13 protein-coding genes are annotated in these 25509 nt (G+C 62.5%); 6 read left to right on the top strand and 7 right to left on the bottom strand.

Annotated features, from left to right (window positions below; translation table 11 throughout):
- Nucleotides 1–131 precede the first annotated feature (131 nt).
- From PCOSP_RS17505 to PCOSP_RS17495, 3 genes are all read left to right on the top strand, one after another.
- Nucleotides 132–1454: an MFS transporter gene (locus PCOSP_RS17505; RefSeq protein ID WP_139648446.1), complete on the top strand. Its 1323-nt coding sequence runs from the start codon at nt 132–134 to the stop codon at nt 1452–1454.
- Nucleotides 1455–1610: 156 nt separating this feature from the next.
- The gene (araD1, locus tag PCOSP_RS17500; RefSeq protein WP_139648448.1) at nt 1611–2603 is read left to right on the top strand and encodes an AraD1 family protein; all 993 of its coding nucleotides are present in this window, start codon (nt 1611–1613) and stop codon (nt 2601–2603) included.
- Between the two features lie 13 nt (nt 2604–2616).
- Nucleotides 2617–4197, top strand: a complete 1581-nt coding sequence (locus PCOSP_RS17495; protein WP_464709164.1) for an aldehyde dehydrogenase (NADP(+)) — start codon at nt 2617–2619, stop codon at nt 4195–4197.
- Between the two features lie 297 nt (nt 4198–4494).
- Here the strand turns inward: PCOSP_RS17495 and PCOSP_RS17490 are convergent, their stop codons facing one another.
- Nucleotides 4495–4791 carry a hypothetical protein gene (locus tag PCOSP_RS17490; RefSeq protein ID WP_464709163.1) on the bottom strand — a complete coding sequence of 99 codons (297 nt, stop codon included), beginning with the start codon at nt 4789–4791 and terminating at the stop codon, nt 4495–4497.
- A gap of 26 nt (nt 4792–4817) precedes the next feature.
- Nucleotides 4818–10103: a putative Ig domain-containing protein gene (locus PCOSP_RS17485; RefSeq protein WP_464709162.1), complete on the bottom strand. Its 5286-nt coding sequence runs from the start codon at nt 10101–10103 to the stop codon at nt 4818–4820.
- A gap of 383 nt (nt 10104–10486) precedes the next feature.
- On the opposite strand from PCOSP_RS17485, the gene PCOSP_RS17480 reads away from it, so the two are divergent.
- The 3 genes from PCOSP_RS17480 to hemN all read left to right on the top strand — a co-directional run bounded on the left by PCOSP_RS17480 (nt 10487) and on the right by hemN (nt 13732).
- The gene (locus PCOSP_RS17480; protein WP_139648454.1) at nt 10487–10930 is read left to right on the top strand and encodes a CopD family copper resistance protein; all 444 of its coding nucleotides are present in this window, start codon (nt 10487–10489) and stop codon (nt 10928–10930) included.
- 94 nt (nt 10931–11024) lie between these two features.
- Complete coding sequence (locus tag PCOSP_RS17475) at nt 11025–12347, top strand: oxygen-independent coproporphyrinogen III oxidase (protein ID WP_249776329.1); 1323 nt, start codon at nt 11025–11027, stop codon at nt 12345–12347.
- Nucleotides 12344–13732: an oxygen-independent coproporphyrinogen III oxidase gene (hemN, locus tag PCOSP_RS17470; protein WP_464709161.1), complete on the top strand. Its 1389-nt coding sequence runs from the start codon at nt 12344–12346 to the stop codon at nt 13730–13732. Before PCOSP_RS17475 ends, hemN begins: the two co-directional genes overlap by 4 nt.
- 176 nt (nt 13733–13908) lie before the next feature.
- Here hemN and PCOSP_RS17465 read toward each other — a convergent pair whose 3' ends face one another.
- The 5 genes from PCOSP_RS17465 to PCOSP_RS17445 all read right to left on the bottom strand — a co-directional run bounded on the left by PCOSP_RS17465 (nt 13909) and on the right by PCOSP_RS17445 (nt 25499).
- Nucleotides 13909–14061, bottom strand: a complete 153-nt coding sequence (locus tag PCOSP_RS17465; RefSeq protein WP_434007070.1) for a hypothetical protein — start codon at nt 14059–14061, stop codon at nt 13909–13911.
- 60 nt (nt 14062–14121) lie between these two features.
- Entirely contained in the window at nt 14122–15546 is a 1425-nt protein-coding gene (gene adeC, locus PCOSP_RS17460; protein ID WP_139648460.1) for an AdeC/AdeK/OprM family multidrug efflux complex outer membrane factor, read from the bottom strand.
- Nucleotides 15547–15630: 84 nt separating this feature from the next.
- The gene (locus PCOSP_RS17455) at nt 15631–16458 is read right to left on the bottom strand and encodes a helix-turn-helix transcriptional regulator (RefSeq protein ID WP_139648462.1); all 828 of its coding nucleotides are present in this window, start codon (nt 16456–16458) and stop codon (nt 15631–15633) included.
- 495 nt (nt 16459–16953) lie between these two features.
- Nucleotides 16954–18141, bottom strand: a complete 1188-nt coding sequence (locus PCOSP_RS17450; RefSeq protein ID WP_464709159.1) for an FAD-dependent monooxygenase — start codon at nt 18139–18141, stop codon at nt 16954–16956.
- 92 nt (nt 18142–18233) lie between these two features.
- Nucleotides 18234–25499 carry an amino acid adenylation domain-containing protein gene (locus PCOSP_RS17445; RefSeq protein WP_464709158.1) on the bottom strand — a complete coding sequence of 2422 codons (7266 nt, stop codon included), beginning with the start codon at nt 25497–25499 and terminating at the stop codon, nt 18234–18236.
- Nucleotides 25500–25509: the final 10 nt, after the last annotated feature.

The raw sequence follows: 25509 nt of genomic DNA, 5'->3' as shown, positions 1-25509 counted from the left end.
CGCGGTTTGGAAGTGTTGTTGGGTAAATAGTATTACTATATAGTCCTGCTCAATGGAGGGATTGTCCTGGCGTGCATTCGCGAGAGAAATCCCCCGAGGTTCCATAACAACAACAATCGGAGACCGGTCCCATGAGCCAGGAATTGCGGCTTATCCGTCGCATCACGCTGAAACTGATTCCCTTCCTGATCCTGCTGTACCTGATCGCCTATGTAGACCGCTCTGCCGTGGGCTTTGCCAAGCTGCACATGGGCGCCGACCTGGGTATTGGCGATGCCGCCTACGGCCTGGGCGCCGGGCTGTTTTTCATCGGTTATTTCCTGCTGGAGATTCCCAGCAATCTCATGCTCGAACGCTTCGGTGCCCGGCGCTGGTTCGCCCGGATCATGATCACCTGGGGCGCCATCACCATCGGTATGGCGTTTGTGCAGGGGCCCCACAGCTTCTATGTGATGCGCTTCTTGCTCGGCGCCGCCGAAGCCGGTTTCTTCCCCGGTGTGCTGTATTACATCACCCAATGGTTTCCGGTTCGCCACCGCGGCAAGATCCTGGGCCTGTTCATTCTTTCCCAACCCATCGCCATGATGATCACCGGTCCCGTGTCCGGCGGCTTGCTGGGCATGGACGGTGTCCTGGGCCTGCACGGCTGGCAGTGGTTGTTCATTGTCATCGGCCTGCCGGCGGTGTTGCTGACCTGGCCGGTGCTGCGCTACCTGCCGGATGGCCCGCAACAGGTGAAGTGGATGGACCAGGCCGAGAAAGACTGGCTGACCGGTGAACTGAAAAAGGACCTGCAGGAGTACGGCCAGACCCGTCACGGTAATCCGCTGCATGCCCTGAAGGACAAACGGGTCTTGCTGTTGGCGCTGTTCTACCTGCCGGTGACCCTGAGTATCTATGGCCTGGGCCTGTGGTTGCCGACGCTGATCAAGCAGTTCGGCGGCAGCGACCTGGTGACCGGTTTCGTGTCTTCGGTGCCCTATATTTTCGGCATCATCGGTTTGCTGATCATTCCTCGCAGCTCCGACCGCTTGAATGATCGCTATGGTCATCTGGCGGTGCTCTATGTCTTGGGCGCCATGGGGTTGTTCTTCAGCGCCTGGCTGTCGGTGCCGGTGTTGCAGCTGGCGGCGCTGTGCCTGGTGGCATTTGCACTGTTTTCCTGCACGGCGGTGTTCTGGACCTTGCCGGGACGATTCTTTGCCGGCGCCAGTGCGGCGGCGGGCATCGCGTTGATCAACTCGGTGGGCAACCTGGGTGGCTATATCGGGCCGTTCGTGATCGGTGCGCTGAAGGAATACACCGGCAACCTGGCCTCGGGGCTGTACTTCCTGTCCGGTGTGATGGTGTTCGGCCTGGTGTTGACCGGCGTGGTGTATCGCTTGCTGGAGCGCAAGCATGTACTGCCGGCGGACCAGTTCGCGGCCAGTGCGCGGGGAGCGACGCGTACCTGATTCAGGGGGGCGCCCCGATCCACTGTGGGAGCGAGCCTGCTCGCGATAGCGTCGGGTCAGCTTGCACCCTGTTGAATGTGCCGCCGTCATCGCGAGCAGGCTCGCTCCCACAGGGGGGCTGGTGCTGTATTTGAGTTTTGTTTACAGGAGAAAACCATGCGTTTAGTTCAGTTCGAATTGGATAACGGTGAGCGCCGCGTCGGTGTGGTGGACGGCGACCGGGTGCGGGAAGTGCAATGCGCGACGACCGTGCGTGAGCTGGCGCTGGCGGCCATCGGGGCGGGTGTGAAGCTGCAAGAGCAGGTCAACGGCCTGGGATTCGGTGCCGAGCATGATTACGCGCGGTTGCTCGGTGAGCTGCGCATCCTGCCGCCGCTGGATCATCCGGACCCGGCGCACCTGCTGGTCAGCGGCACCGGCCTGACCCACCTGGGCAGTGCCTCGGCCCGGGACAAGATGCACCAGCAGGCCGGCGACGAAGCCGCTATGACCGACACCATGCGCATCTTCAAGTGGGGCGTCGAAGGTGGCAAACCCGAGGCCGGCCAGGCTGGCGTGCAACCGGAGTGGTTCTACAAGGGCGACGGCAGCATCGTCGTCCGTCCGGGGCATCCGTTCCCGTTGCCGCCGTTCGCCGAAGACGCCGGCGAAGAGCCGGAGATCAGCGGCCTCTACGTCATCGGTCTCGACGGCAAGCCTTATCGCTTGGGCTTTGCGGTGGGCAACGAGTTTTCCGATCACGTGATGGAGCGCAAGAATTACCTGTACCTGGCCCATTCGAAACTGCGCAGCTGCAGTTTCGGGCCGGAACTTCGTGTCGGTGAATTGCCTCAACATCTATCCGGGACCAGTCGTATCCTGCGCAACGGCGAAGTGCTGTGGCAGAACGAATTCCTCAGCGGCGAGGCCAACATGTGCCACAGCCTCGAAAACCTGGAATTCCACCATTTCAAGTACAGTCAGTTCCTGCGTCCGGGGGATGTGCATGTTCACTTCTTCGGCACCGCGACCCTGTCGTTCGCCGATGGCATCCGTACCCAGCCGGGTGACGTGTTCGAAATCAGCCAGGCCGAATTCGGCGCGCCGCTGGTCAACGGCATAGCCCCGGTGGACGCGGTGTTCAACCCGGGTACTATCGGCACACTTTAAGAGGAGACTTGCGATGAACCAGATCCTTGGTCACAACTACATCGGTGGGGCGCGCAGCGCGGCCGGCCAGACGCGTTTGCAGAGCCTCGACGCCAGCACTGGCGAAGCCTTGCCGGGTGATTTCATCCAGGCCACGGCGGAAGAGGTCGACGCCGCCGCCAGGGCCGCCGCCGCGGCTTACCCGGCCTACCGCAGCCTGAGCGCGGTGCGCCGGGCCGAGTTCCTTGAGGCCATTGCCGATGAATTGGACGCCTTGGGCGATGAGTTCGTCGCCGTGGTCTGCCGTGAAACCGCATTGCCTGCCGCACGGATCCAGGGTGAGCGGGGCCGTACCAGCGGGCAGATGCGCTTGTTCGCCAAGGTCCTGCGCCGTGGTGATTTCTACGGTGCGCGTATCGACCGGGCCTTGCCGGAGCGCAAACCGCTGCCGCGCCCGGACCTGCGTCAGTACCGCATCGGCCTGGGCCCGGTGGCGGTGTTCGGCGCCAGCAATTTCCCTTTGGCTTTTTCCACGGCCGGTGGCGACACCGCGTCGGCCCTGGCGGCTGGCTGCCCAGTGGTGTTCAAGGCCCACAGCGGCCACATGGCGACAGCCGAATGGGTGGCCGATGCGATCATCCGCGCCGCCGAAAAAACCGCGATGCCGGCCGGCGTCTTCAACATGATCTACGGCGGTGGCGTCGGTGAATGGCTGGTCAAACACCCGGCGATCCAGGCCGTGGGGTTCACCGGTTCCCTGCGGGGTGGACGTGCCCTGTGCGACATGGCCGCCGCGCGTCCACAGCCGATCCCGGTGTTCGCCGAAATGTCGAGCATCAACCCGGTGATCGTCCTGCCTGAAGCGCTGGCGACCCGCGCCGACAGCGTTGCTCGCGACCTGACCGCCTCGGTGGTGATGGGCTGTGGCCAGTTCTGCACCAACCCGGGCCTGGTGATTGGCATCCGCTCGCCGCAGTTCACTGCATTCACCCAACAGGTCGCCGCGCTGATCGGTGACCAGGCGCCACAAACCATGCTCAATGCCGGCACCTTGCAGAGTTATGGCAAGGGCTTGCAGAAGTTGCTGGCCCACCCGGGCATCGAGCACCTGGCCGGGCGCGCACAGGAAGGCAACCAGGCCCGGCCGCAATTGTTCAAGGCCGACGCCAGCCTGTTGATCGAAGGGGACGAGGCGTTGCAGGAAGAGGTGTTCGGCCCGACCACCGTGTTCGTCGAAGTGGCCGACCAGGCGCAACTCAGCGCCGCGCTGAACGGCCTGCACGGCCAACTGACCGCGACCATGATCGGCGAGCCGGGTGATTTCGAGCGGTTCAGCGAACTGACGCCGTTGCTGGAGCAGAAAGTCGGCCGGATCCTGCTCAACGGTTACCCGACGGGTGTCGAGGTGTGTGATTCGATGGTCCACGGCGGCCCTTACCCGGCCACCTCCGATGCCCGTGGCACGTCGGTGGGCACCCTGGCCATCGACCGCTTCCTGCGGCCGGTGTGCTTCCAGAACTACCCCGACAACCTGCTGCCGGAACCCCTGAAAAATGCCAATCCATTGGGGATCCTGCGGTTGGTGGACGGAGTACCGGGGCGCGAGGCGCTCTGACGATCGCGGGGTGACCGCTCCATTGAGGTTGGATGGACGGCCGCCATCGCGAGCAGGCTCGCTCCCACAGTGGTTTCTGGGTGAGTGCAGGATTTGCACACGCCACGGAACCCTGTGGGAGCGGGCTTGCTCGCGATGGCGGCGCGGAAACCTGTGGGAGCAAAGCTTGCTCGCGACAGCGACAGACCAGTCGACATTGTTGCTGACTGACTTACTGCAATCGCGAGCAAGCTATGCTCCCACAAGTGTATGGCTTAACTGACTGGCATTCGGACATGCCCAGCCCTCACATAAAGTTCACGCCGTGAAGTCGCTGGCGTGCAGCTCCTTGACGCCGACCAGTTCGAACTCGAACTCGGCGGTAGCGTCGGCGTTGACGCTGCCGTAGAGAATGCCGTCGGCAAAGCGCAGCTGACCGGTGGCGTTGGTGGCGTCGAAGGCGTTGTTGCCAATGAAAGTGAAGGCATCGATGTTGGCGGTCAGTGGGTTGGCGTCCAGGCCGGTGAGGTCCAAGTGGTCCAGTTCGGTGCTCTTGAAGCCGTTGATCACATCACGCGCCGCGCCGGTCCCCATGTCCGCCAGTGCGTTGAACACGTAAGTGTCCGCGCCGGTGCCACCAGTCAGGTTGTCGGTGCCGGCCCCCCGATCAGTCGATCATCCCCCGAGCCTCCCACCAGCGTATCGTTGCCTGCACCGCCATCCAGGATGTTCCCGGCGCTGTTGCCGGTCAGGGTGTCGGCGTAGGCACTGCCGGTCAGGTTCTCGACATTCTTCAACGTATCGAGGCCCGAGCCTACGGTGTTCTGTTGCGCGGATGTCGAGAGGGTCACGGTGACCCCGGCCAGCGACTGCGCGAAAGACACCGTGTCGTTGCCTTCACGCCCATCCAGCACATTGTTTCCGGCCCCGGCGAACAGCGTATTGTCCAGTGTGTTGCCCGTGCCGTTGGCCGCGTCGGGGGTGTCGATGTACAGGTTCTCGACGTTGCTGGTGAGGGTGTAGCTCGCCAGGCGGCTGTGCACGCTGTCGATGCCTCCGGTCAGCGGATTGCTGTTGGTCTCGATCACCGTGTCGCCGGTGTTGTCGACATAGTACGTGTCATCGCCATCGCCGCCGCTCATGCTGTCGTTGCCGGCGGCACCGTCGAGCACGTTGTCGGCGATATTGCCGGTGATGAAATTGCGTCGTTCATTGCCGGTGCCATCGATGTCCGAGACGCCGGTGAGCACCAGGTTCTCGAGATTGGCCCCCAGGGTCCAACTGACCGAGGCCTTTACCGTATCGATCTGCGAGGCCGAGGTGTTGGTTTCCACCACGCTGTCGAACGCGTTATCGACCACGTAGATGTCGTTGCCATCGCCACCGGTCATGGTGTCGGCTCCCAGGTCACCGTCCAAGGTATCGTTGCCCGAGCTGCCCACCAGGGTGTCCGCCTGGTCGGTACCCGTGATCATCCCGCCCTGGTTGGCGTGGTCGAAGATGTCCTGCACGCTGTTGTTGTCGTTGGGATTGCCATGAAAGCCCAGGTCATCGGCGATGTAGTCGGCCAGTCGTTGGCCGACGATTTCCGCCGACTCCTCGTGCAGATGCCAGACGTCGTCGGGGTACACCAGCGGATCGACTTCATAGCGCAACGGCAGGTCGGTGTAGTCCACCGCCAGCTTGACGTCGGCGCGCTCGGCCGCCATGGCTTCCTGGGCGGCGCGGACATAGCCGACACCTTCGACAATCGAAGCAATCTTGTCCTCGGAATAGCCACGGGCCCGCGCTGCGTCCTGTTCGTAGTGGCCGGTTTCCATCAGGTACACGCTGAAATTGCCGAACTGGGCATGCAGGTAGTCGAACACCTTCAGCGTCGCGGCTTTGTAGGCAGCGGCTGCAGCCTGCTTGTCGGTGGCGCGAGCGATCTCCTGGGCGGCTTCCTCGCCCTGGCCCCAGATAATGCCCATGGTGACGTTATCGATGGACTTGAGTTCGGTGAGCTGATCCTTCAGCAACGTCACGGCGCGCAACAGCGCGGGCCCGGGCTGGTTGGTGTCGGTCAGCCACCAGCACAACTTCAGCTCTTCGGGGCTCAGTGTCGACAAGCCGTTGACGGTGCTGCCGCCCACCGCGATATCGATGCCATTGCCGTCGGCGTCGGTGAACTGGCTGCGCACGTCGTAGGTGGTGTAGCGGTCCAGGTCGTTGACCAGCATGGAGGTGCCGGATTGATCGTCGTCCTCGGTCATGCGCAGCAGGCGCGCATTGGATTGACCGAGGGTCGGCAGGTAGAGGATGTCTTGCTGGGCGCGCTCGCCGAACACGAAATCACTGGCGGTCAGGGTGTTGAGGTAGTTGCCGCTGAGGGCGATCTCGAAGCGGTTGCCATTGGCGTCGGCTTCGGCGGACTTGATGTAGGTCTTGTCGCCGGCCGAGTTCAGGGTCATGTACAGGGTGCCGTTGGTGCCGTCCCCGAGGCCGATGAAGCCCAGGCTGGACACGTCGATCTTGTCCACGCCCACGGTGAAGTCATAGACCGTGTCGGTGGCCGTCACGCCGCCGGTGTCGTAGTCGCGGTAGCTGTCGAGCACGTTGGTGTAGCGAAAGGTATCGGCGCCGTCGCCACCGTACAGGGAGTCGCGTCCGGCGCCGCCGTCGACGATGTCCGCGCCGGTGCCGGCCTTGATCGTGTCGTCGCCGCCCAGGCCCAGGATCAGGTCCGCGCCGGTCGTACCGTTGAGGGTTTCGGCACTGTTGGTCCCGGTGATGGTGTTGGCCGGTGCGTCGGCGACCACCAGCGCGAAGTTGTCGCTGACCGAGGCACCTGAAGGATCGGTGGCCTTGACCAGCACGTCATAGCTACCGGCAGCGGTGCTGGTCGGCGTGCCGCTGAAGGTCAGGCTGGTGGCATTGAAGCTCAGCCACGTAGGCAGGGCCCTGCCATCGGCGAGGGTCGCGGTGTAGGTCAAGACGTCCTGGTTGGCGTCGGTGAAGCTGTCGTGGGCCACGGTGTAGCGGAACGGCGTGCTTTCGCTGGCATTCTGGTCGAGGAGCGGAATGGCCACGACCGGCGCCACGTTGCCGGGGCTGTTCTGGTCGGCGAATACGAAGTGACTGGCCGTCAGGCTGCTGACCAGATTGCCCGCCAGCGACACTTCGAAGCGGTTGCCGTTGGCGTCGACGGTCAGGTCCTTGAGGTAGGTACGGTTGGTCGAGGCGCTGTAGGTCAGTTGCAGGGTGCCATTCAAGCCATTGCCCAGGCCGGTGTAGCCGAGCGCCGAGACGTCGATCTTGTCGGCGGCCACATCGAAGTCGAGGATCTGGTCACTGGCGCTGGTGGAACTGGTGCGGTAGCTGTCGAGCTTCGAGGTATAGCGGAACACGTCGGCACCCGCGCCGCCGGTGAGTTTGTCTACCCCGGTACCGCCGACCAGGATGTCGTTCCCGGCGCCGCCATTGAGAGTGTCGTTCCCGGCGCCACCGAACAGTTGCTCGTTGGCCGCGGTACCGGTCAGCGTGTCGTTGTTCGGCGTGCCATTGATGACGACGGAGGTGGGCACGTCCTGCACGGCGAGGGTAAAACTGTCGCTGACAGTGGCGTTGCTGCCATCGGTTGCGGTGACTTGGATGGAATAGGTGCCCGAGGCGGTGTCGCTTGGCGTACCGCTGAAGGTGCGCGTGGCGGCATCGAACACCAGCCAACTGGGCAGGGCGCTGCCGTCGGCCAGTTTGGCGGTATAGCTGAGGCTGTCGTTGTCCGGGTCACTGAAACTGGTGGCAGGCACCACGTAGCTGAACGGTGTGTTCTCCGTCGCATTCTGGTCCAGCAACGGCGTCGCCACCACCGGCGCATGGTTGGTCGGTGACGTCGTCGCGAAGACGAAGTTGGCGCTGGTCAGCGTGTTCAGGTAATTGCCGTCCAGGGCCACTTCGAAGCGGTTGCCATTGGCGTCGGCGGTCAGGGACTTGATGTAGGTCTTGGTGCCGGCGCTGTTGAGCACCAGGTACACGGTGTCGTTCTTGCCATCCCCCAGGCCGGTGAAGCCCAGGGCCGACAGGTCGATTTTGTCGGAAGCGACGTTGAAGTCGGTGATCAGGTCGCCCAGGTTGGCGCCGCCGGTGTTGTAGTTGCGGTAGCTGTCCAGGCGGCTGGAAAACACGAAGGTGTCCGCCCCGGCACCGCCGGTGAGGGTGTCCATGCCGGCCCCACCGTCGAGCTTGTCGTCGCCGGCGCCGCCACTGAGGCTGTCGTTGCCCGCCAGGCCAAGCAGGGTATCGGCCGAGTCGCTGCCCGTCAGCGTGTCGTTGCCACTGGTGCCGGTGACCACCCGGTTGAAGATGAAGTTGTTGGCCGTCAGAGTGCTGGCGAGGTTGCCGGAGAGAATCAGCTCGAAGCGATTGCCGCTGGCATCGGCGTCGAAATCCTTGATGTAGGTGCGGTCATTGCTGGCGCTGTAGCTGATCTGCAGAGTGCCGCCACGACCGTTGCCCAGGCCGGTAAAGCCCAGGCCGGCGAGGTCGATCTTGTCTTGGGTGACATCGAAGTCGGTGATGGTGTCATCGAAGCTGGTGGTTGCGTTGCGGTAGCTGTCGGACTGACTGGAGAAGCGGAACGTATCGGCGCCTGTGCCGCCGGTGAGTTTATCGATGCCCGCGCCGCCCACCAGGATGTCGCCGCCGGCTGCGCCGTTGATGGTGTCGTTACCGGCGCCACCGTAGAAAATCTCGCTGGCGCTGGTGCCCAGCAGCGTGTCGTTGCCGGCGGTGCCTTGTACGGTGGTCATCGGTTCCGTGGCACTGACGTAGCTACCATCGCCATAGACCAGCGTCGCGCCCTTGCTGGTGTGGCTGATGGTGTTGGCGATGATCGCATTGCGATCGGTGCCGTCTTCGTTACGCTCGGCCACGCCATAGGTCGACAGGTCGCTGCCACTGATGAGGTTGCCCTGGATCGTGTTATCGCTGCCGTTGAAGTACTTGCCGGAGACACCCAGGGTGTCGTCGTAGGACTGGATGATGATCTCGGGAACGGCGCCGCCCAGGGAATTGCTGTTGAGGGTGTTGTCGATGATCTCGACGTGGTTGCTGCCGTAGATACGTACCCCGGCGCTGGCGTTGTCGTGGATATCGACGCCGGTGACTGTCACTTCGCTGGACAGTTTGATCAGCACCCCTTCGGCGCCGTTGCCGTACACCTCGCCACCGGTGATGGTGATGTTGCTGGGGGAGGGGATGTTCTCGCTGCCGCGCTGCACCACGATGCCGTTGCCGCCGTTGTCATAGGCGACGTTGTTGGTGAGGGTAAAGTCGTGGGTGCTGGTGACGACGTTGAAACCGTGCCGGTCATTGTCGTAGGCAACGTTGTTTTCGAAGGTGCTGTCGCTGAGGAAGTCGGCCACGAAGCCGTCCAGGCCGTTGCCGTGGGACACGCTGTTCTTGATGACCATGTTGACGGTCTGTTCGTGGGGGTCGAAGCCGTACCCCGAGCAGTCCTTGATCTCCACGCTGTCGATGGTGACGTTGGAATCGTAGCCTTCTTCGCCGGGAATGTACCCGTTGAACCAGCCGTCGATCTTGCCGGTGGTGTGGTCGCGGTTGCCGTCGATGGTGAGCTGGCTGATGCCGAAATCGTGGGTCTCTTCGCCGTAGGCGGAGCGGATGACGCCGGTGATCTTGGTGTCGGAACCGTCGGCCACCTTGACGGTGGTCTCGCCCATGCCGTCGCCATACAGGTGGACGTTGCTCTTGAGCATCAGGCAACCATCGGAAGGTTCTTCGCCGGCCGAAACGATATAGGTCCCCGCCGGCACATACACCTGCCCCCCACCTGCCGCTGCCGCCGCGTCTATCGCTGCCTGGATGGCCGCGGTGTCATCGGTAATACCGTCTCCTTTGGCGCCAAAATTTTGTACGTTGAAAATCATGAGCTTATCTCCGTATCGGGCTGGAACCACGGTAGATGCCAATATTCCATCGGCGACCACAGGGTTATGACCTGACGGAGCGTGAAAGTTGTGACCGAATGTCGGGGAAGTGTCAAAAAGCTGAACTACCTGATCAGCGGTCGGGAACCTTGTGCGGGAAAGTTACGTTTCATTGACGCCGCGCCCTCTGTGGGAGCGAGCCTGCTCGCGATAGCGATGGATCAGCTGGTATCGATACTGAATGTGCAGCCGCCAATCGCGAGCAGGCTCGCTCCCACAGGGGAGTGGTGGCTTGATGAGCGGTTGCTTGATTGGCATCAACCCGGGGATCCGGCCCACGCGTTAGTCTCGGGTAAACCATCGAGCGCAACCGGACGGCCCCCATGATCTATCCGCTGTTCCTGACCCTGCACCTCTTCGCCGCCCTGGTGTTCATCGGCACGGTGTTCTTCGAGGTGCTGTTCCTGGAGAGCATCCGCCAGCAATTGCCCGCCAAAGTCATGGTGCTGCTCGAACAGGGCATCAGCCGGCGTGCCCGCCAGTTGATGCCCTGGGTGCTGCTGGTGCTGTTCGGTGCGGGGGTTGGAATGGTCTGGTTGCGCTACTGGCCGTTGTTGATCTCGCCGTGGCAATCGTCGTTCGGTCTGTTGCTGGGGTTGAAGATCCTGCTGGCGGGCAGTGTGCTGGGGCATTTTCTCTGGGCCATGTGGCTGTTCAGGCGCGGGCACATGAACGCACGCTACGTCCAAGTCATCCACACTCGGGTGTTCCTGCATCTGGTGGCGATCGTGCTGTTGGCCAAGGGCATGTTCTACGTCAGTTGGTAACAGGGTGGCATGGGTTCAAGGCGCTTGATACAGGTCAAGGTGGCTTGGGGGGTGAGGCCGGACAATATCCCCGCGCAGCCACTCGGAGATTGTCATGTTCGACCTGCTACATAAATTCCACGGAGGCGTCGGCTCCCTCGATCTGCTCCGAGGGTTGCGCCACAGCCGCCAGAAACGGCGACCCCTATCGTTGTCGGTGCACCTGCCGTCGCGCCTGAGGCTGGCGTCGTGTTCACCCCTTGCCAGCGTTTGCCAGTGCGCCGGGATCGATGTCTATCTGCAATCGCTGATGTACGAGATGGGCCTGGTCGGCTGTCACCTGGGGACGGGCCGGCGGGTCGATCAGTTCTGGCTGACCGGCGGCACGCCGGTGATCGTTCATCTACAGCGGCTGATGGGGGAATTGCGCAAGCGCTTCGACTTTTCCGAGAGCGGCGACCGGGGCATCGAGCTGGACCTGCATCACACCGATTGGTCGACCATGGGCCTGATCCGCGACCAGGGCTTCACCCACGTCAGCATCGGTGTCCCCGACATGGGCGCCGACCGCGACCTGTCGGTGGATTGCTACCAGAATCCGGCACCGATCCATTCATTGATCGACGCGGCGCGGACTTTCGGCTTTCGCTCCATCAGTATTGACCTCGGTTATGGTCACGCCTGGCAGACACCCCACAGCTTCGCATTGAAGCTGGCCACTTTGATCGAACTGGAGCCGGATCGGCTGCACGTGTTCGATTACGCTCGGGCGCCTTATCGCTACCGTTTGACGGACGCCACCATGGCCGGCAGTTTTTGCAGCCAGGCGGACAAGGAGGCCATGCGCCGGATCAGCTGCGAACAGCTGATCGGAGCGGGGTATCACTACATTGGGAAAGGACTGTTTGTCCGGGCCGACGATGACCTGGCGGTCGCCCAGGAGCATGGGCGCTTGCACCATGACTGCCAGGGTTTTACCCGGCATGGTTGCTGTGACCATGTGGGGTTCGGGCTGGCGGCCATCACCCAGATCGACGATCTGTACGTGCAGAACACCGAGGATTTGTTGCTGTACCGCCAGCAACTGGGGGCCGGGCAACTGCCGGTCTGTCGCGGTTGGCGTTGTGAGGCTGGGGCTCAGGTCAGGGCGGCGGTAACCGAACAGCTTTCCTGTGACCTGGAACTGGACATCCCCGCCATCGAGGCCCGTTTCGGACTGGTTTTTCGCGACCATTTCGCGTCGATCTGGTCGCAGCTGGAAGCCTTGAATGTCGATGGATTGATCGAGTTGTCGAGCCGCTTCATCGGCATCCTGCCGGCCGGTCGATTGAGCGTGGACGCGATTTGCAGTCTGTTCGACCCGTGCCCTGACGATGCACTTGCCATGCCCTTCGAACCGATACCGACCAAGCCTTTTGAAAGGTTGAATCCATCATGAATGCCCCATCCACGTTCAATCGTGCCCTGGTCGAGAAGTACGATTGCCCGGGACCGCGCTACACCTCCTATCCCACGGCGCCGCAGTTCCACCAGGCATTTGCCATGGATGAATACCGCGAGGCTGCCCGGCGTAGCAACCAGGCCTTGGTGCCCAAGCCGTTGTCGGTGTACATCCACGTCCCGTTCTGCCAGAGCCTGTGTTACTACTGCGCGTGCAACAAGATCATCACCCGCAAGACCCATCGCGCCGCCGAATACCTGACCTACCTCAAGCGTGAAATCGCCCTGCAAGCGAGCTTGTTCGATCGCACGCGCAAGCTGACCCAACTGCATCTGGGGGGCGGCACGCCGACCTATCTGACCCACGAACAACTGGCCGAGCTGATGGCCTGCCTGCACCAGTCGTTCGACATGGACGACAGCGACGCCCATGAGTTTTCCATCGAGGTCGATCCGCGGACCATCGCTGCCGAGCAGGTCAAGGGGCTGCGTCAGTTGGGCTTCAACCGCCTGAGTTTCGGCATCCAGGATTTCGATGCCCAGGTGCAAGCCGCCGTCAATCGGGTACAAAGCGAGGCCCAGGTCGCGGCATTGGTGGCGGCGGCCCGGGAGGCGCGCTTCAAGTCGGTCAGCGTCGATCTGATCTATGGTCTGCCGTTGCAGACCCTCGCCAGTTTCGATACTACCCTGGACAAGATCATTGCCCTGCGCCCCGACCGGATTGCGGCCTACAGCTACGCGCACCTGCCGCAGCGGGTGAGGGCGCAGCGGATGATCCGCCCTGAAGACATGCCCCCGCCAGAGCGCAAACTGGAGCTGCTCGAACTGACCATCAATCGGCTGAGCGAGGCGGGTTATGTCTACATCGGCATGGACCACTTTGCGCTGCCGGACGATGAGCTGGTGCGTGCCCGTGGGCAGGGTACCCTGCAGCGCAATTTCCAGGGCTACTCCACCCACGCGGACTGCGACCTGATCGGCCTGGGCGTGTCCTCGATCGGCAAGGTCGGCGACAGCTATAACCAGAACGTCAAGGAGCTGTCCCAGTATTACGCCCGCCTGGACCAGGGCCTGCTGCCGGTGCAGCGCGGCTATCGCCTGAGCGATGACGACCGCTTGCGGCGTGAAGTCATCAGCGAATTGATGTGTCATGGGCGCGTGGATGTCAGCCGGATCGAGACTGGCCACGGCATTTGCTTCAGCGAATACTTCGCCGGCGCGTTGTCCCGGCTCCAGGAACAGGTGCGTGACGGATTGCTGCAAATCCACCCCGACGCGCTGGTACTGCTGCCCCAGGGACAACTGATGATGCGTAGCGTTGCCATGGCCTTCGACGCCTACCTGGAAGCAGCCCCGACGGTCCAGTATTCGCGAACGGTGTAAGGCCGTGATGAAGCTCTACGATGTTGGCTGTGCCGCCGTCATCGCGAGCAGGCTCGCTCCCACATTATCCGGGGCGCTTTCGGCATTTGCGTCCGGCGCCAATCCCCTGTGGGGGCGAGCCTGCTCGCGATGGCGATAGGTCAGCTTGCGTGGGTGTTGAAGGTGCCCGAGCCAGGTCAGGTTCTTTCACCGTCGGGTGTCGCAGACGCCGGGATCAGGTCGCGCACGGCATAGAAACCCTGCACCAGCCGATTCTTGGCCCGGTACTCGCAAAGCAGCAGCAGGGTGTCGGGCAACTGGGCGATCGATGAGGCAGGCTTGACCACCATGGTCTTGCCTCCCGAGCGTAAACGGACAAGTGTTCCAGGTTCGAATGTGCCCATCTTCGTTCACCTCACAGTCATGGTGTTTGTGCGTTCGACCCAACCCCCACCCAGCGCCTTGTACAGGTTGACCTCGGCGAGCAGCTGCGACAGTCGATCGACGATAAGGGTCTGCCGGGCGCTGAACAGTGAGCGTTGTGCATCGAGGAACGTCAGACTGCTGTCGACGCCAATACGATAGCGACGCTCCGCCAGCCTGTAGTAGTCCTGGTTGGCCTGTACCAGATCGGTCTGCGCGACCAACTGTTCCTTGTAGGTCTTGCGCGCCGCCAGGCCGTCGGAGACTTCCCGGAAAGCCGTCTGGATCGACTTCTCGTACTGGGAGACGCGGATATCCTTCTGGATTTTCGAATAGTTCAGGCTCGCCCGAAGGCTGCCGGCATTGAAAATCGGCAGGTTGATCTGGGGCTGGAACAGCCAGCTGCCCGACCCGCTCTTGAACAGCCCGGACAACTCATTGCTCGAGGTGCCGGCGTTGGCGGTCAGGCTGATGCTCGGGAAGAAGGCAGCACGGGCCGCGCCGATATTGGCGTTGGCCGCTTGCAGCAGGTACTCGGCCTCAAGCACATCCGGACGGCGTTGCAACAGGTCCGAAGGCAGGCCGGCCGGAACCTCGCTCAGCAGCTCTGAAGCCAGGGGGCGGGCGGGCAGGTCATCCGCGACCGAAGTGCCGACCAGCAAGGTGAGATTGTTGAAGTCCTGGGCAACCTGGCGCTGGAACTGGGCCAGGCGGGCCCTGGCATCTTCCACCGAGGTACGAGACTGGCTGAGGGCCAGGGCCGAGGCGGTGCCCACCTGATTGCTTCGTTCTGTCAGGCGCAGGCTTTGTTCATAGGACTGCAGCGTGTCCTGGGTCAGTGCCAGTAATTCCTGGTCGGCACGCCAGGTCAGGTAGGCACTGGCGACACTGCCCACCAGGCTCAGTTGGGTGCTGCGGCGAGCTTCTTCGCTGGACAGATAGATGAGGGACGCCTGGTCGCTGAGGCTGCGTATGCGTCCGAACAGATCCAGCTCATAAGCGCTGATGCCCAGCGTGGTGGAATATGAGCTGCTGATCCCCGGTTTGCCGGTTCCCGTCAGGCTGCCCGGCAGCCGCTGGCGCGAGCCGGTGCCGTTGGCACTGATCGCCGGGAAGATGTCCGCGCGCTGGATCCGGTATTGCGCCTGGTAGGCCTCGACGTTCAGGGCCGCCACGCGCAAGTCGCGGTTGTTGATCAACGCGCTTTCGATGACTTGCTGCAGCGCCGGATCATGGAACAGGTCCCGCCAGCCCTGATCGGCCGCGGCAGGTCCCGACAGGGCCGGGGCATAGGCGGACGTCTGGGGATATTGCGCGGCGACGGGGGCATCGGGGCGCTGGTAGTCCGGGATCAGCGAACAACCGCCGAGCAGGAGTGTCGCGGCCGTCAAAGGGCTCAGAAGTTTACGCATCGACCTGTCTCATCGTGATGCCTGCCAGGCCCCGGTGGCACGGGCAGGGGTTCGGTTAGATCCGTGCGCGCCGGTGCCTGCGCATCAGGATCCGATCATCCATTTCGCCAGCCCATGCCGTCCGCTGACGCCAAGTTTGGCGGCGGCGCGTTTGAGGTAGGTTTCGATGGAGCTGTTTTTGACCTGCAGCTTTTCCGCTATCTCCGGGACGGTGCCGCCTGCCAGGAGTCCCAGGCAGACCTCTTTTTCCCGCACCGACAGGGTCACGTCACAAGGGCTCAATCGTTCATCGAAATCCCGTTGCAATTGTGTCTGGTCAGCGATGTTCAGTGGATGAGAGGTGGCGCTGCCCGGGCTCCTGAGAGACGATTGCCGATTGAGGTGGGCATGACGCTCCCCCAGCGGCAACAGTGTCTCGGAGAGGTATTTCAAAAAGGACAGTTCCTGCAGGGAAAAGTCGCGCTGTGCCTGGGGCCGGTGCAACGAGATCACGCAGCGACGATTGCCCTTGCGCGAAATCAGGCTGCATTGATGGGAAGTACCCAGGCAGTTGTTGTCTCTTTCGTTCTTCATCCGTGCGCCCAGGTGGATCAGCAGGGCGTCGTCCACTTCCAGCACCCGTTTCACCAGGGGGTGGTCGTTGCGCTGTATTGCAGTGGTAGGGCAGACGGATTGCATCTGCGGGCTTTTCGGCTGGCCTGCATCCCCGAGCAACTGCACATCGAGGACCGTTGCCTGGGCATCGTCAATTGTCCACTCACTCAGTTCGAGTCGACTGACAGGCACCGATGTTTCGATCAGTTGGTGCATGTTGGTCAAGAAACTCTCGTGTCCGACACTTGAAATCAGCTTCCCTAGCTCCGCGTAGATGTGCGTGTTTTGCGCACCTCCAAAAACCGCATGTCGATTCATATGCTTATCCTGCATATCGAAACTGCTTTGCATCTCAGTGACCGTCGACGGAGAAAAATCCGATCGCTTCCTAAAATGCTGAAGCCTTTTCTGGATTTAAGACCTGAGGATCAAAATCACCTGTGAATCCATTCACATGAAAAACGATTCAGCCGGTGGGACTATTAAGCATTCTCATGTAGGAAAAGTCTGTAAGGGAAAACAGGGACAGTCCGACGGTCCTGTTTTAGCTGACGATTCCTGGCAAAAACCTCTCCCTTTGCAAAATGCCTGGTCAGTACGGTTAGCCAGCCTGATTGGCTGATTTTAAAATTAACCCCTAAAAACATAAGGTTATAGAAGCGGGTGGGCCGTTGGCTGCTTCCTGTGTCTGGTTTTCGACGCCTCGATAGCGCTTTTTTTCTAGGGGTAAACGCCCAGAATTAAAGTTCCAAATCTGTAGGACGCCTCCTATTTTTGAATTTTTTTTCATTTTTGTCTATGCGTGAGTCGATTTCAGTCATTGACGTAGGCTGCAACCGGTTGTAGGCCGGGTTTGAACGACAGGATGTCGAGGTTCTTTTTGCGCCAGCTGCTCTGTGGTGTCAGGCGGAAGTACCATTCCCGGGCCCAGCAGGCGAATGTCGATTCGGCCTGTTCGATACCGCTCATGAAACGTGCGGCATTGACGATGCCGTTGGCCCGGGGGAGTCGGTACGCCTGGTAATGTGCCAGCGCGCTGCCAAGGTCCGGCGCCTGCGCCAGGCAATCGGCAAGCACCACGGCATCCTCAACGGCCTGTGCCGCACCCTGGCCCAGGCTGGGCAGCATCGGATGAGCGGCATCGCCCAGCAGCACCACGTGCCCATCGCGACATTGCTTCACGGGATGACGATCCCGGGCGTGCATTTTCAGCAGGTCACTCTCGGGCGTGGCCTCGATGGCGGCAACGACCTCCGGTGCCCAGCCGGCATAGGCGGCGAGCACTTCCTGTTTATTGACGTTCAAGGCGTCGTCAGCCGCATTGGCACGGTTGCAGGTGCCCCACCAGTACGCATGGCCATCCCCTACGTCACACAGCCCGAACCGCTTGCCGCGACCCCAGTAATGGGCCACATAGCCCTCGGTCATCACCGGATGGCGCAACGGCGTTACCGCGAGCCAGGCGATATAGCCCGAGGGGCGTGTAGGTGTCTCGCCGAGCATCTGCCGGCGGATGACCGAATTCAGGCCATCGGCGCCGATCAGCAGGTCGGCTTCCTGGGTGCTGCCATCTTCGAACTGCACCGCCACGCCATCCGGGCGATGGCTGTAGCCCACGCAACGCAACCCGGTGGTCAGGCTGTCGGGTGCGAGCTGCTGGGCCAGGGCGCGCAGCAGCAACGGGCGTTGGATATTCACATTGGGATGGCCCAGTTGCTCGCCGACCTCGTGAATCGGCATGCGGGTGATGGGCTCGCCGTTGTGCTTCTTGAAGAAAAACTGGCGGATCGCCTGGCCTGCCTGCTCCACCGGAACGTGGGCGTCGATCGAGTGCAGCGCCGCCATGGCATTGGCCATGATGGACAGACCGGTGCCGCCGGTGCGCAGCGTCTGGGCCGCTTCGAAGACCTTGACCTGCCAGCCCGCTCGTTGAAGGGCGATGGCTGCGGTCAGTCCGCCGATACCGGCGCCTGCCACGATGGCTTTCCTGGGTGTTGTCATGTTGGTTTCACCTGTTCCGTGGTGCTATTCACTTGAGATTTGTATGAATCATTGTGGCGAGGGGATAAATCCCCTCGCCACAGATTCAACTGCTAGGCCAACGCCGCCAGGGCACCGGCATGTGCAGCCCGGGCCGCGTCCATTCGTGAGCGGATGATGTCGCCCACCCGCTCGATGTGCGGCTCGCGCATCATGGTCAGGTGGTCGCCTTCCACGGCCACCCGCTGCACCTGGGGCGCAATCGTCCGCCAGCCGCGATACGGGTCGTGAAAGGCAGTGCCCACCTGCTCATGGGGCGCCTGCAGCACGTCGGGCAGCTCGACATCCGCGGCGAACAACGTGATCGGCAGGTCCATCGGCGGGAAGCGGTAGTCCAGCAGCGATTGCCAGTTGGCATGGAAGACCTGGAACAATTGCGTCAAGGCGGTCCGGGTGATGTTGTTGTCGAAAATGCCTTGCTCGATACCATGCTGCTTGATCGCATCGAAGGCGTCCGCGTCAGTCATGGAAGAGAAGTCCAGGGCCTGGTAGTCGTATTCCTTCTGGCCGTCGCCGCTGAGCAATTCCCACATGAACCAGTTCATGAACTCGCTGCGTTCTATTCGGACCTCGCCCTGCTTGACGCGCACGATGGTGTCCAGCAGGAACACGTTGTGCAGGCGCCGTCCGCGCCGCCGCAACTCGCTCGCCAGCTCATAGGCCACGATGCCGCCGTAGGACCAGCCGCCGATGTTCAGCGGGCCTTGGGGGGCGACCTGTTCAATGGCGTCCGCGTAGCACACGGCCTGGGCCTGCACCGATTGCAGCGGCTCACGGGCATCCCAGGTCCCTGGCGCTTGCAGCGCATAGAGATGAACCTGATCCTTGAGCGTCCGGGCGAGGGCGGCGTAACACAGCACATGCCCACCGATGGGGTGGACCAGGAACAGCGTCGGCGCCCGGCTGGCATTCTTGAAATCCACCAGCGCGCCGGTGTCGGAGGGCGCGGCGTCGGTCCGCTGCAGGACCTGGGCGAATTCGGCAATGGTCGGAGCCTGGATGAAGTCGGACAGTGACGGCTCCAGGCCCTGGTGCCGGGTCAGCATGGCAACCAGTTGCACGGCCTTGAGCGAATTGCCGCCGAGCTCGAAGAAGTTGTCGTGCACGCTGATGTCTTCCAGGCCCAGGGTTTCTTGCCAGTAGGCTTGCAACAGGTCTTCCGTGGCGTTCCTGGGCGCGGTGAACGGGCGTAGCAGGGTGGTTTGCACCTCGACCTTCTGCAGTTGTCGGCGGTCGATCTTGCCGGTGGGGCCAAGGGGGATCCGCGCGATGCCGACCAGGGTGTTCGGCACCATGTAGTCGGGCAGCGCCAGGCGCATCTCGGCCTTGAGTTGATCCAGGTCCGGCTCGCGCCCCGGCATGGCCTGGACGAAGCCCACTAGATAACGACTGCCGTCCGCTGCCGCCTTGTCGATGACCGCCACCTGCTGGATGTCGGCACCGAACCGGCTGGAGCCGAGCATGGCCACCTCGATTTCCCCCAGTTCGACGCGATAACCGCGGATCTTCACCTGCGCGTCGCTGCGGCCCTGATAGACGAGGTCACCCGAAGGCAGGTAGAACCCGATGTCGCCGGTTTCATAAAGACGCCGGGTCTTGCCGTCCAACTGGCGATAGATGAAGCGCTCGTCAGTCAGGTCAGGTCGATTCCAGTAGCCGTTCGCAAGGCAGATGCCTTCGATGAACAAGTCTCCTGTGACCCCGACCGGGCAGGCGTTGCCCGTGGCATCCAGGACATGCATGCGGACCCTGTCGATGGCGGTGCCAATCGGCGGCATGCTCGGCCAGGACGCTGCGGCGCCTTCCAGCTTGAGGCAAGTGACCACATGGGCTTCCGTCGGGCCGTAGTGATTTTCCACTCGGCAATCGTCGAGACTGTCCAGCAGGTTGCGGATTTCGGCGGTGATTTTCAGCTGCTCGCCGGCCACGCTGATCTGGCGCAGCGAGGCGGGGCGGAGATCGAGTTGCTGGGCAACTTCCGCCAACCCCTGGAAGGCGACGTAGGGCAGGAACAGCCGATTGATGTCTTGCAGCTGGATAAATTTAAGCAGCCGGATGAAGTCATAGCGCAGCCCTTCGTCGATCATGGCCAGCTCTGCACCGCCGCACAGGGTGGAGAAAATCTCCTGGAACGATACGTCGAACGAAATGGGCGCGTACTGCAGTGTCTTCAACGGTTTGCCGGTGTCCTGCTGGCGGTTCTGCCAGAGCACCAGGTTGGTCAGCGCACGGTGTGGCATGGCCACGCCCTTGGGGCGTCCCGTCGAGCCCGAGGTATAGAGCAGGTAGGCGTTATCTTCGCCTGCAATGCCGGCGGCAATCTGGGCCACCAGCTCATGACTGCGGGCCAGGTCGTCATCGAATCCGGCGACCACGTCGTTCCAATGACGCTTGACTGTCTGGCCTGCCAGGGTGTTCGCCAGGGTGGCCGACGCATCGGCAAACAGCAGCAGGCTCGGTTGGGAGTCTTCGAGAATCAGCCGGATACGTTCATGGGGGTAGCTCAGGTCAATCGGCACATACGCCGCGCCCGCCTGCACCACGCCGAGCAGGGCAACGATCAGCTCGGGCGAGCGGGGCATCATGATCGCCACCCGATCGCCTTGTCCGATGCCGTGTCGGTGCAACCAACTCACCAGTTGCGCGCAGGTGTCGCTCAGTTGGCGATAGGACAGGTGGGTCTGCTCGAAGCTCACAGCGATTCGTTCGTCGTGGCCCGCCAGGCGGTCCAGCAACAAGGACGACAGATTGTCATGGGGCATTGCCGTGACGGCCGTCGGCATGGCTTGGACGGGGTTGGGCAGCCAGGCCGGTATGCTTGGCGCGGAACCGGGCCCGGCAATCATCAGCTCCAGGGTGCGCAGCAGGTAGTCGGCATAGGCCTCGACCTGGCTGGTGGCGACCCGCGCCGTGCAGTAGTCCATTTTCAGCATCAGTGAGCCGTTGGCGGGATGGCGACCGATGGTGGTCAGCAGGTCATAGTTGCTGGCTTCGGTGGTGTCCCATTCGGTGAGGATTCCCTCGTCCTGCGTCAGCATGTCCTTGAGCACATAGAAGTCGACGTAGTTGAACACCACGTTCAGGGCCACGGCGGTTTCGCGATGGATCAGTGCGAAGGGATAGCGCCGATGGGCGAACACCTGCTGCTCCTGGGCGATCAGCGCGCGGATCACCTCGAGCCAATTGCAGCCCTGGGTGTCGAAACGGATGGGCAGGGTATTGAGGAACAGGCCCAGCACCGAGGCCGCATCTTCGAATTCCGGACGACCGTGGCTGATGACGCCACACAGCACTTCCGTCTGGTTGGACAGAATGGCTTGGGCGAAACCGTGGGCTGCCAGCAGGACCGCGCGCAACGGCAGGTCCTGGACGCGGCAGAACGCCTCGAGCCGCGCCAGGTCCGCCGGGGGCAGTTCCCGCCAGGCCGAGCGGTGCTGAACCGGGTCGGGGGCGACCACGGAGACCCAACTGGTCATGGAGGCGGCCGGTGCATCGCGCAGGTATTCGCTCCAGAAGTGGCGGTGGACGTCGGACGCCATGGCTTCCCGCTCCAGGACGGCGAAGTCGGCGGGTGTCGTGGTCAGGGCGGGCAATACGTCCGTGCCGGGTTCCGAGGTGTATAGCGTGATCAGGTCACGCATGAGGGTAGCGACGCTCCAGCCATCGAGAATCGCATGATGGAAACTCAACACCAGGTCGATTTCCTGGGCCGCGACAAACACGCAGAACTGATACAGCGGCGCCCGTTGCCAGTCTTCGCGGTAGCGCTTGCGCTCCTCCACATAGGCAGCAATCGCCTGGGCCCGGGCTTCAGGGCTCAGTGACACGGCGTCGATGACTTGCACCGGCGGTTCGACGCTTGAATGAATCCGGGCCATCGGGGTTTCGGCATGGCCGATGTCGAACGACATGCGCAATGCCGGGTGACGGCAGATCAACGCGCGGCAGGCCCGGTCCCAGGCGAGCGGATCCCAGCGCAGGCGCAGGCGGTAGCGGAAGATGTCGTGATAGATCGCCGAATCCGGGTGCATCATCGAGTGGTAGATCATCCCGACCTGCAGTTGCGAGGCGGCAAAAACATCCTCGAACTCACCTTCATTGGCCAGGCGGATCGCCTCCGGCACCTGGGCGAACGGGGCGACATGGGCCGAGGGCGCCAGGTCCGCCGGCGCGACGGCCTGCGCCTGCAGGCTCTGGGCCAGTTCAGCGATGGTCGGGTGCTGATAGACCTGTGCCAGCGTCAGGGCGATCCCGTGTTCACGGGCCTTGATCTGCAAGTGGATGACTTTCAGGGAGTCGCCACCGAGCATGAAGTAATTGTCGTGGACACCGGGCACGGGGCGTTGCAGATTGTCCGCCCAGAGTTCGGCCAATGCCTGTTCCAGGGCGTTGCGCGGCGCGGTCGCGTCGGTGCTGCCGAAGGATTGTGCGGGTTCCGGCAAGGCCTTGCGGTCGAGCTTGCCGTTGGCGTTCAAGGGCAATTGTTCAAGCTGGATCAGGTGCCGGGGCACCATGTAGTCGGGCACGTGCTGGCGCAAGGTTGCACCCAGGGCCTGGGGTGACAGCACACAGCCGGACTCGCCCACCAGGTAGGCGCTGAGGCAGGCATCGCCTTCGGTTTCCTGGCGTGCAATGACCACGACTTCCTTGACGCCTGCACAAGCCGCCAGGTGCGCTTCGATCTCACCGAGTTCGATACGCAGGCCTCGGATTTTCACCTGGAAATCGTTGCGGCCCAGGTATTCGATGCTGCCGTCGGGCAGCCAGCGACCCAGGTCGCCGGTTTTGTACAGGCGCGCCTGCGGGTCGGCCTGGAACGGGTCGCGGATGAACCGTTCGGCGGTCAGTTGCTCACGGTTCAAATAACCCCGTGCGACCCCTATACCGCCGATGTGAAGCTCACCAGCGATGCCCGGTGGCAACAGTTGCAGGTTGGCGTCGAGGATGTACAGCTGGGTATTGGCGATCGGCCGGCCGATGGGAACGATGCCCGGGTGCACATCGGGTCGGCAATGCCAGGCCGTCACGTCGATGGCCGCCTCGGTGGGGCCATACAGGTTATGCAACTGCACCCCTGGCAGGCGCTCGAAGAAACGCGTCTGCAAGGCATAGGGCAAGGCTTCGCCACTGCACAGGACTTTTCGCAGGTCTGGCAACGGTTGCGCCGTGACCTGATCGAGGAAGACCTGAAGCATCGATGGTACGAAGTGCAGCAGGGTGATGCCGGCACTCGCCATGATGTCCAGGAGGTAGCGGGGGTCCTGATGCCCGCCGGGAGCGGCGACCACCAGTTGCGCGCCACTGAGCAGCGGCAGGAAAAACTCCCAGACGGACACGTCGAAACTGAACGGGGTTTTTTGCAGGACACGGCTGTGTTCATCGACCTGATAAGCGTCGCGGGCCCAGAGCAATCGGTTCACCACCCCGTCATGCTGGTTCATGACGCCTTTGGGCAGGCCGGTGGAGCCGGAGGTGTAGATCACGTAGGCCAGGTGCCGCGGGGTCAATCCCAGGGCGACGGGGTCCGGGTTGTGCTGCGGTTGGCGGGACAGTTGCTCGAGATCGCTGTCCAGGCAGAGTACTGGCATCGTCACGGCGGGCAGGTTCGTGAGCAACGCGCGCGTGGTTATCAGGGTGCTGGGGGCACTGTCGCTCAACATGTGGCGCAAGCGGTCGGCAGGATAGCCCGGGTCCAGGGGCACGTAGGCGCCGCCCGCCTTGAGAATGCCCAACAGGCCCACCACCATTTCCAGGCTGCGCTCCAGGCAGATGGCGACCCGTGCGTCGGGGCCGATACCGGTTTCGAGCAGGGCGTGGGCCACCTGATTGGCCCGTCGGTTCAGTTCGTCGTAGGTCAGCGTCCGGTCTTCGAAACGTACCGCTGTGGCTTCGGGGCGCGCGGCTACCTGGGTTTCGATCAGTTGATGAAGCAGTACGTCCCTGGGGTAGTCGACAGGGGTGTGGTTCCATTCATTCGCCACCCGGTAGCGCTCAACGGGAGGCATGATGTCGAGGGCCTTGACCGGCACGTCGAAATCATCGACCACACCGTGCAGTGCGGTCATGAAGCGCTGTTGCAAGGCCTCGATCTGCGCCGCGTCGAACCAGGCCTCGTTGTAGATGAAATGCATCCATACGTCGTCGTCCGGCGCGGCTTCGCGAATGTGCATCGCCAGGGGCATCTGTTCGTAGCCATTGCTGAGCTTGACCGGTTGGGCGGGTGCGGAGCCGTACCAGGTGTCCTGGTCTTGCTCGTAGGACACCACCAGGTCGAACAATTGCCGGCGGCCCACGTTCTGCAGGCCCAGCTCACGGTTCAGTTCGCTCAACGGATAACGTTGATGGCGATAGTCCTGCTTGAGTGTCAACGCGATCCTGGCCACCAGCTCACTGAAACTCAGTTCGGTGCCCAGGCTGAGGCGTACCGGGCTCATGCCGACGAACAGGCCGAGGGTGGCCTTGTGTGTGGCGTTGGCACGGTTGAGGACCGGCATGCCGATCACGATTTCATCCCGTTGCGCAATGCGCGCGAAGTAGCTGTAGAGCAGCCCCAGCATGGCATGGAAAACCGTCGCCTGTCCGCAGGCCTTGGCCCGTTCGCCAAGACGATTGTAGAGCGCACGGGGCAAGCGCCAGGCGTGGTTCTGGCTGGGGGCCAGGCGTTGCTCGAATCGACCCGGGTGGCGGGGCGCGAGCAGGGGTTCGGGCACACTGCGGTATTTGTCCAGCCAGTACTGGCGCTGACGCTGGAAGGCAGGTGAGTCCTTGTGGTTCTTCTGTTGCTCGACATACGCCTGGTAGGTCGGCGCCGGCATGGGCGTTTCCGCTGGGTCCAGTGCGGCGGTATACGTTTCGCTGATCGCTCGGCCAATCATGGCGAAGGACCAGCCGTCGATGACCAGGTGGTGGCCGTTGACGAAAAAGTAATGGAGGTCGTCGCGAACCTTGATCAGGTCCGTGCGAAACAGCAATCCGCCGTCAAAGGAAAACGGCGTTTGCAGGTTGACTTGCAGCAGGGCCAGGGCGCTGGCCTGCGGATCGGCTTCTGCCGAGACATCGTGCAACGTCAGCGGTGCGCTGGCCGATTCCAGGAAGCGTTGGCGCGGCAGGGGATGCTCCGCCGAGCCCGGCACCAGTTGAATGCGCAAGGCGTCGTGGCGGCTGACCACGTGGTCGATGGCCTGTTTCAACCTTGCGGCATCGACCGGGCCGTTGATGCAGGCATACCCGCCTATGTTGTACAGCGGGCTGTCGCCGTGCAGCACTTGATCCAGCCAGATGTCCAGCTGCGGGGCGGTAAGCGGGTAGAGTACGTCCATGTTCGTCGTC

The organism is Pseudomonas sp. MAFF 730105, assembly GCF_055380705.1.
The sequence above is the reverse complement of the archived record's forward strand: the minus strand, read 5'-3'. Positions and strand labels throughout refer to the sequence as shown.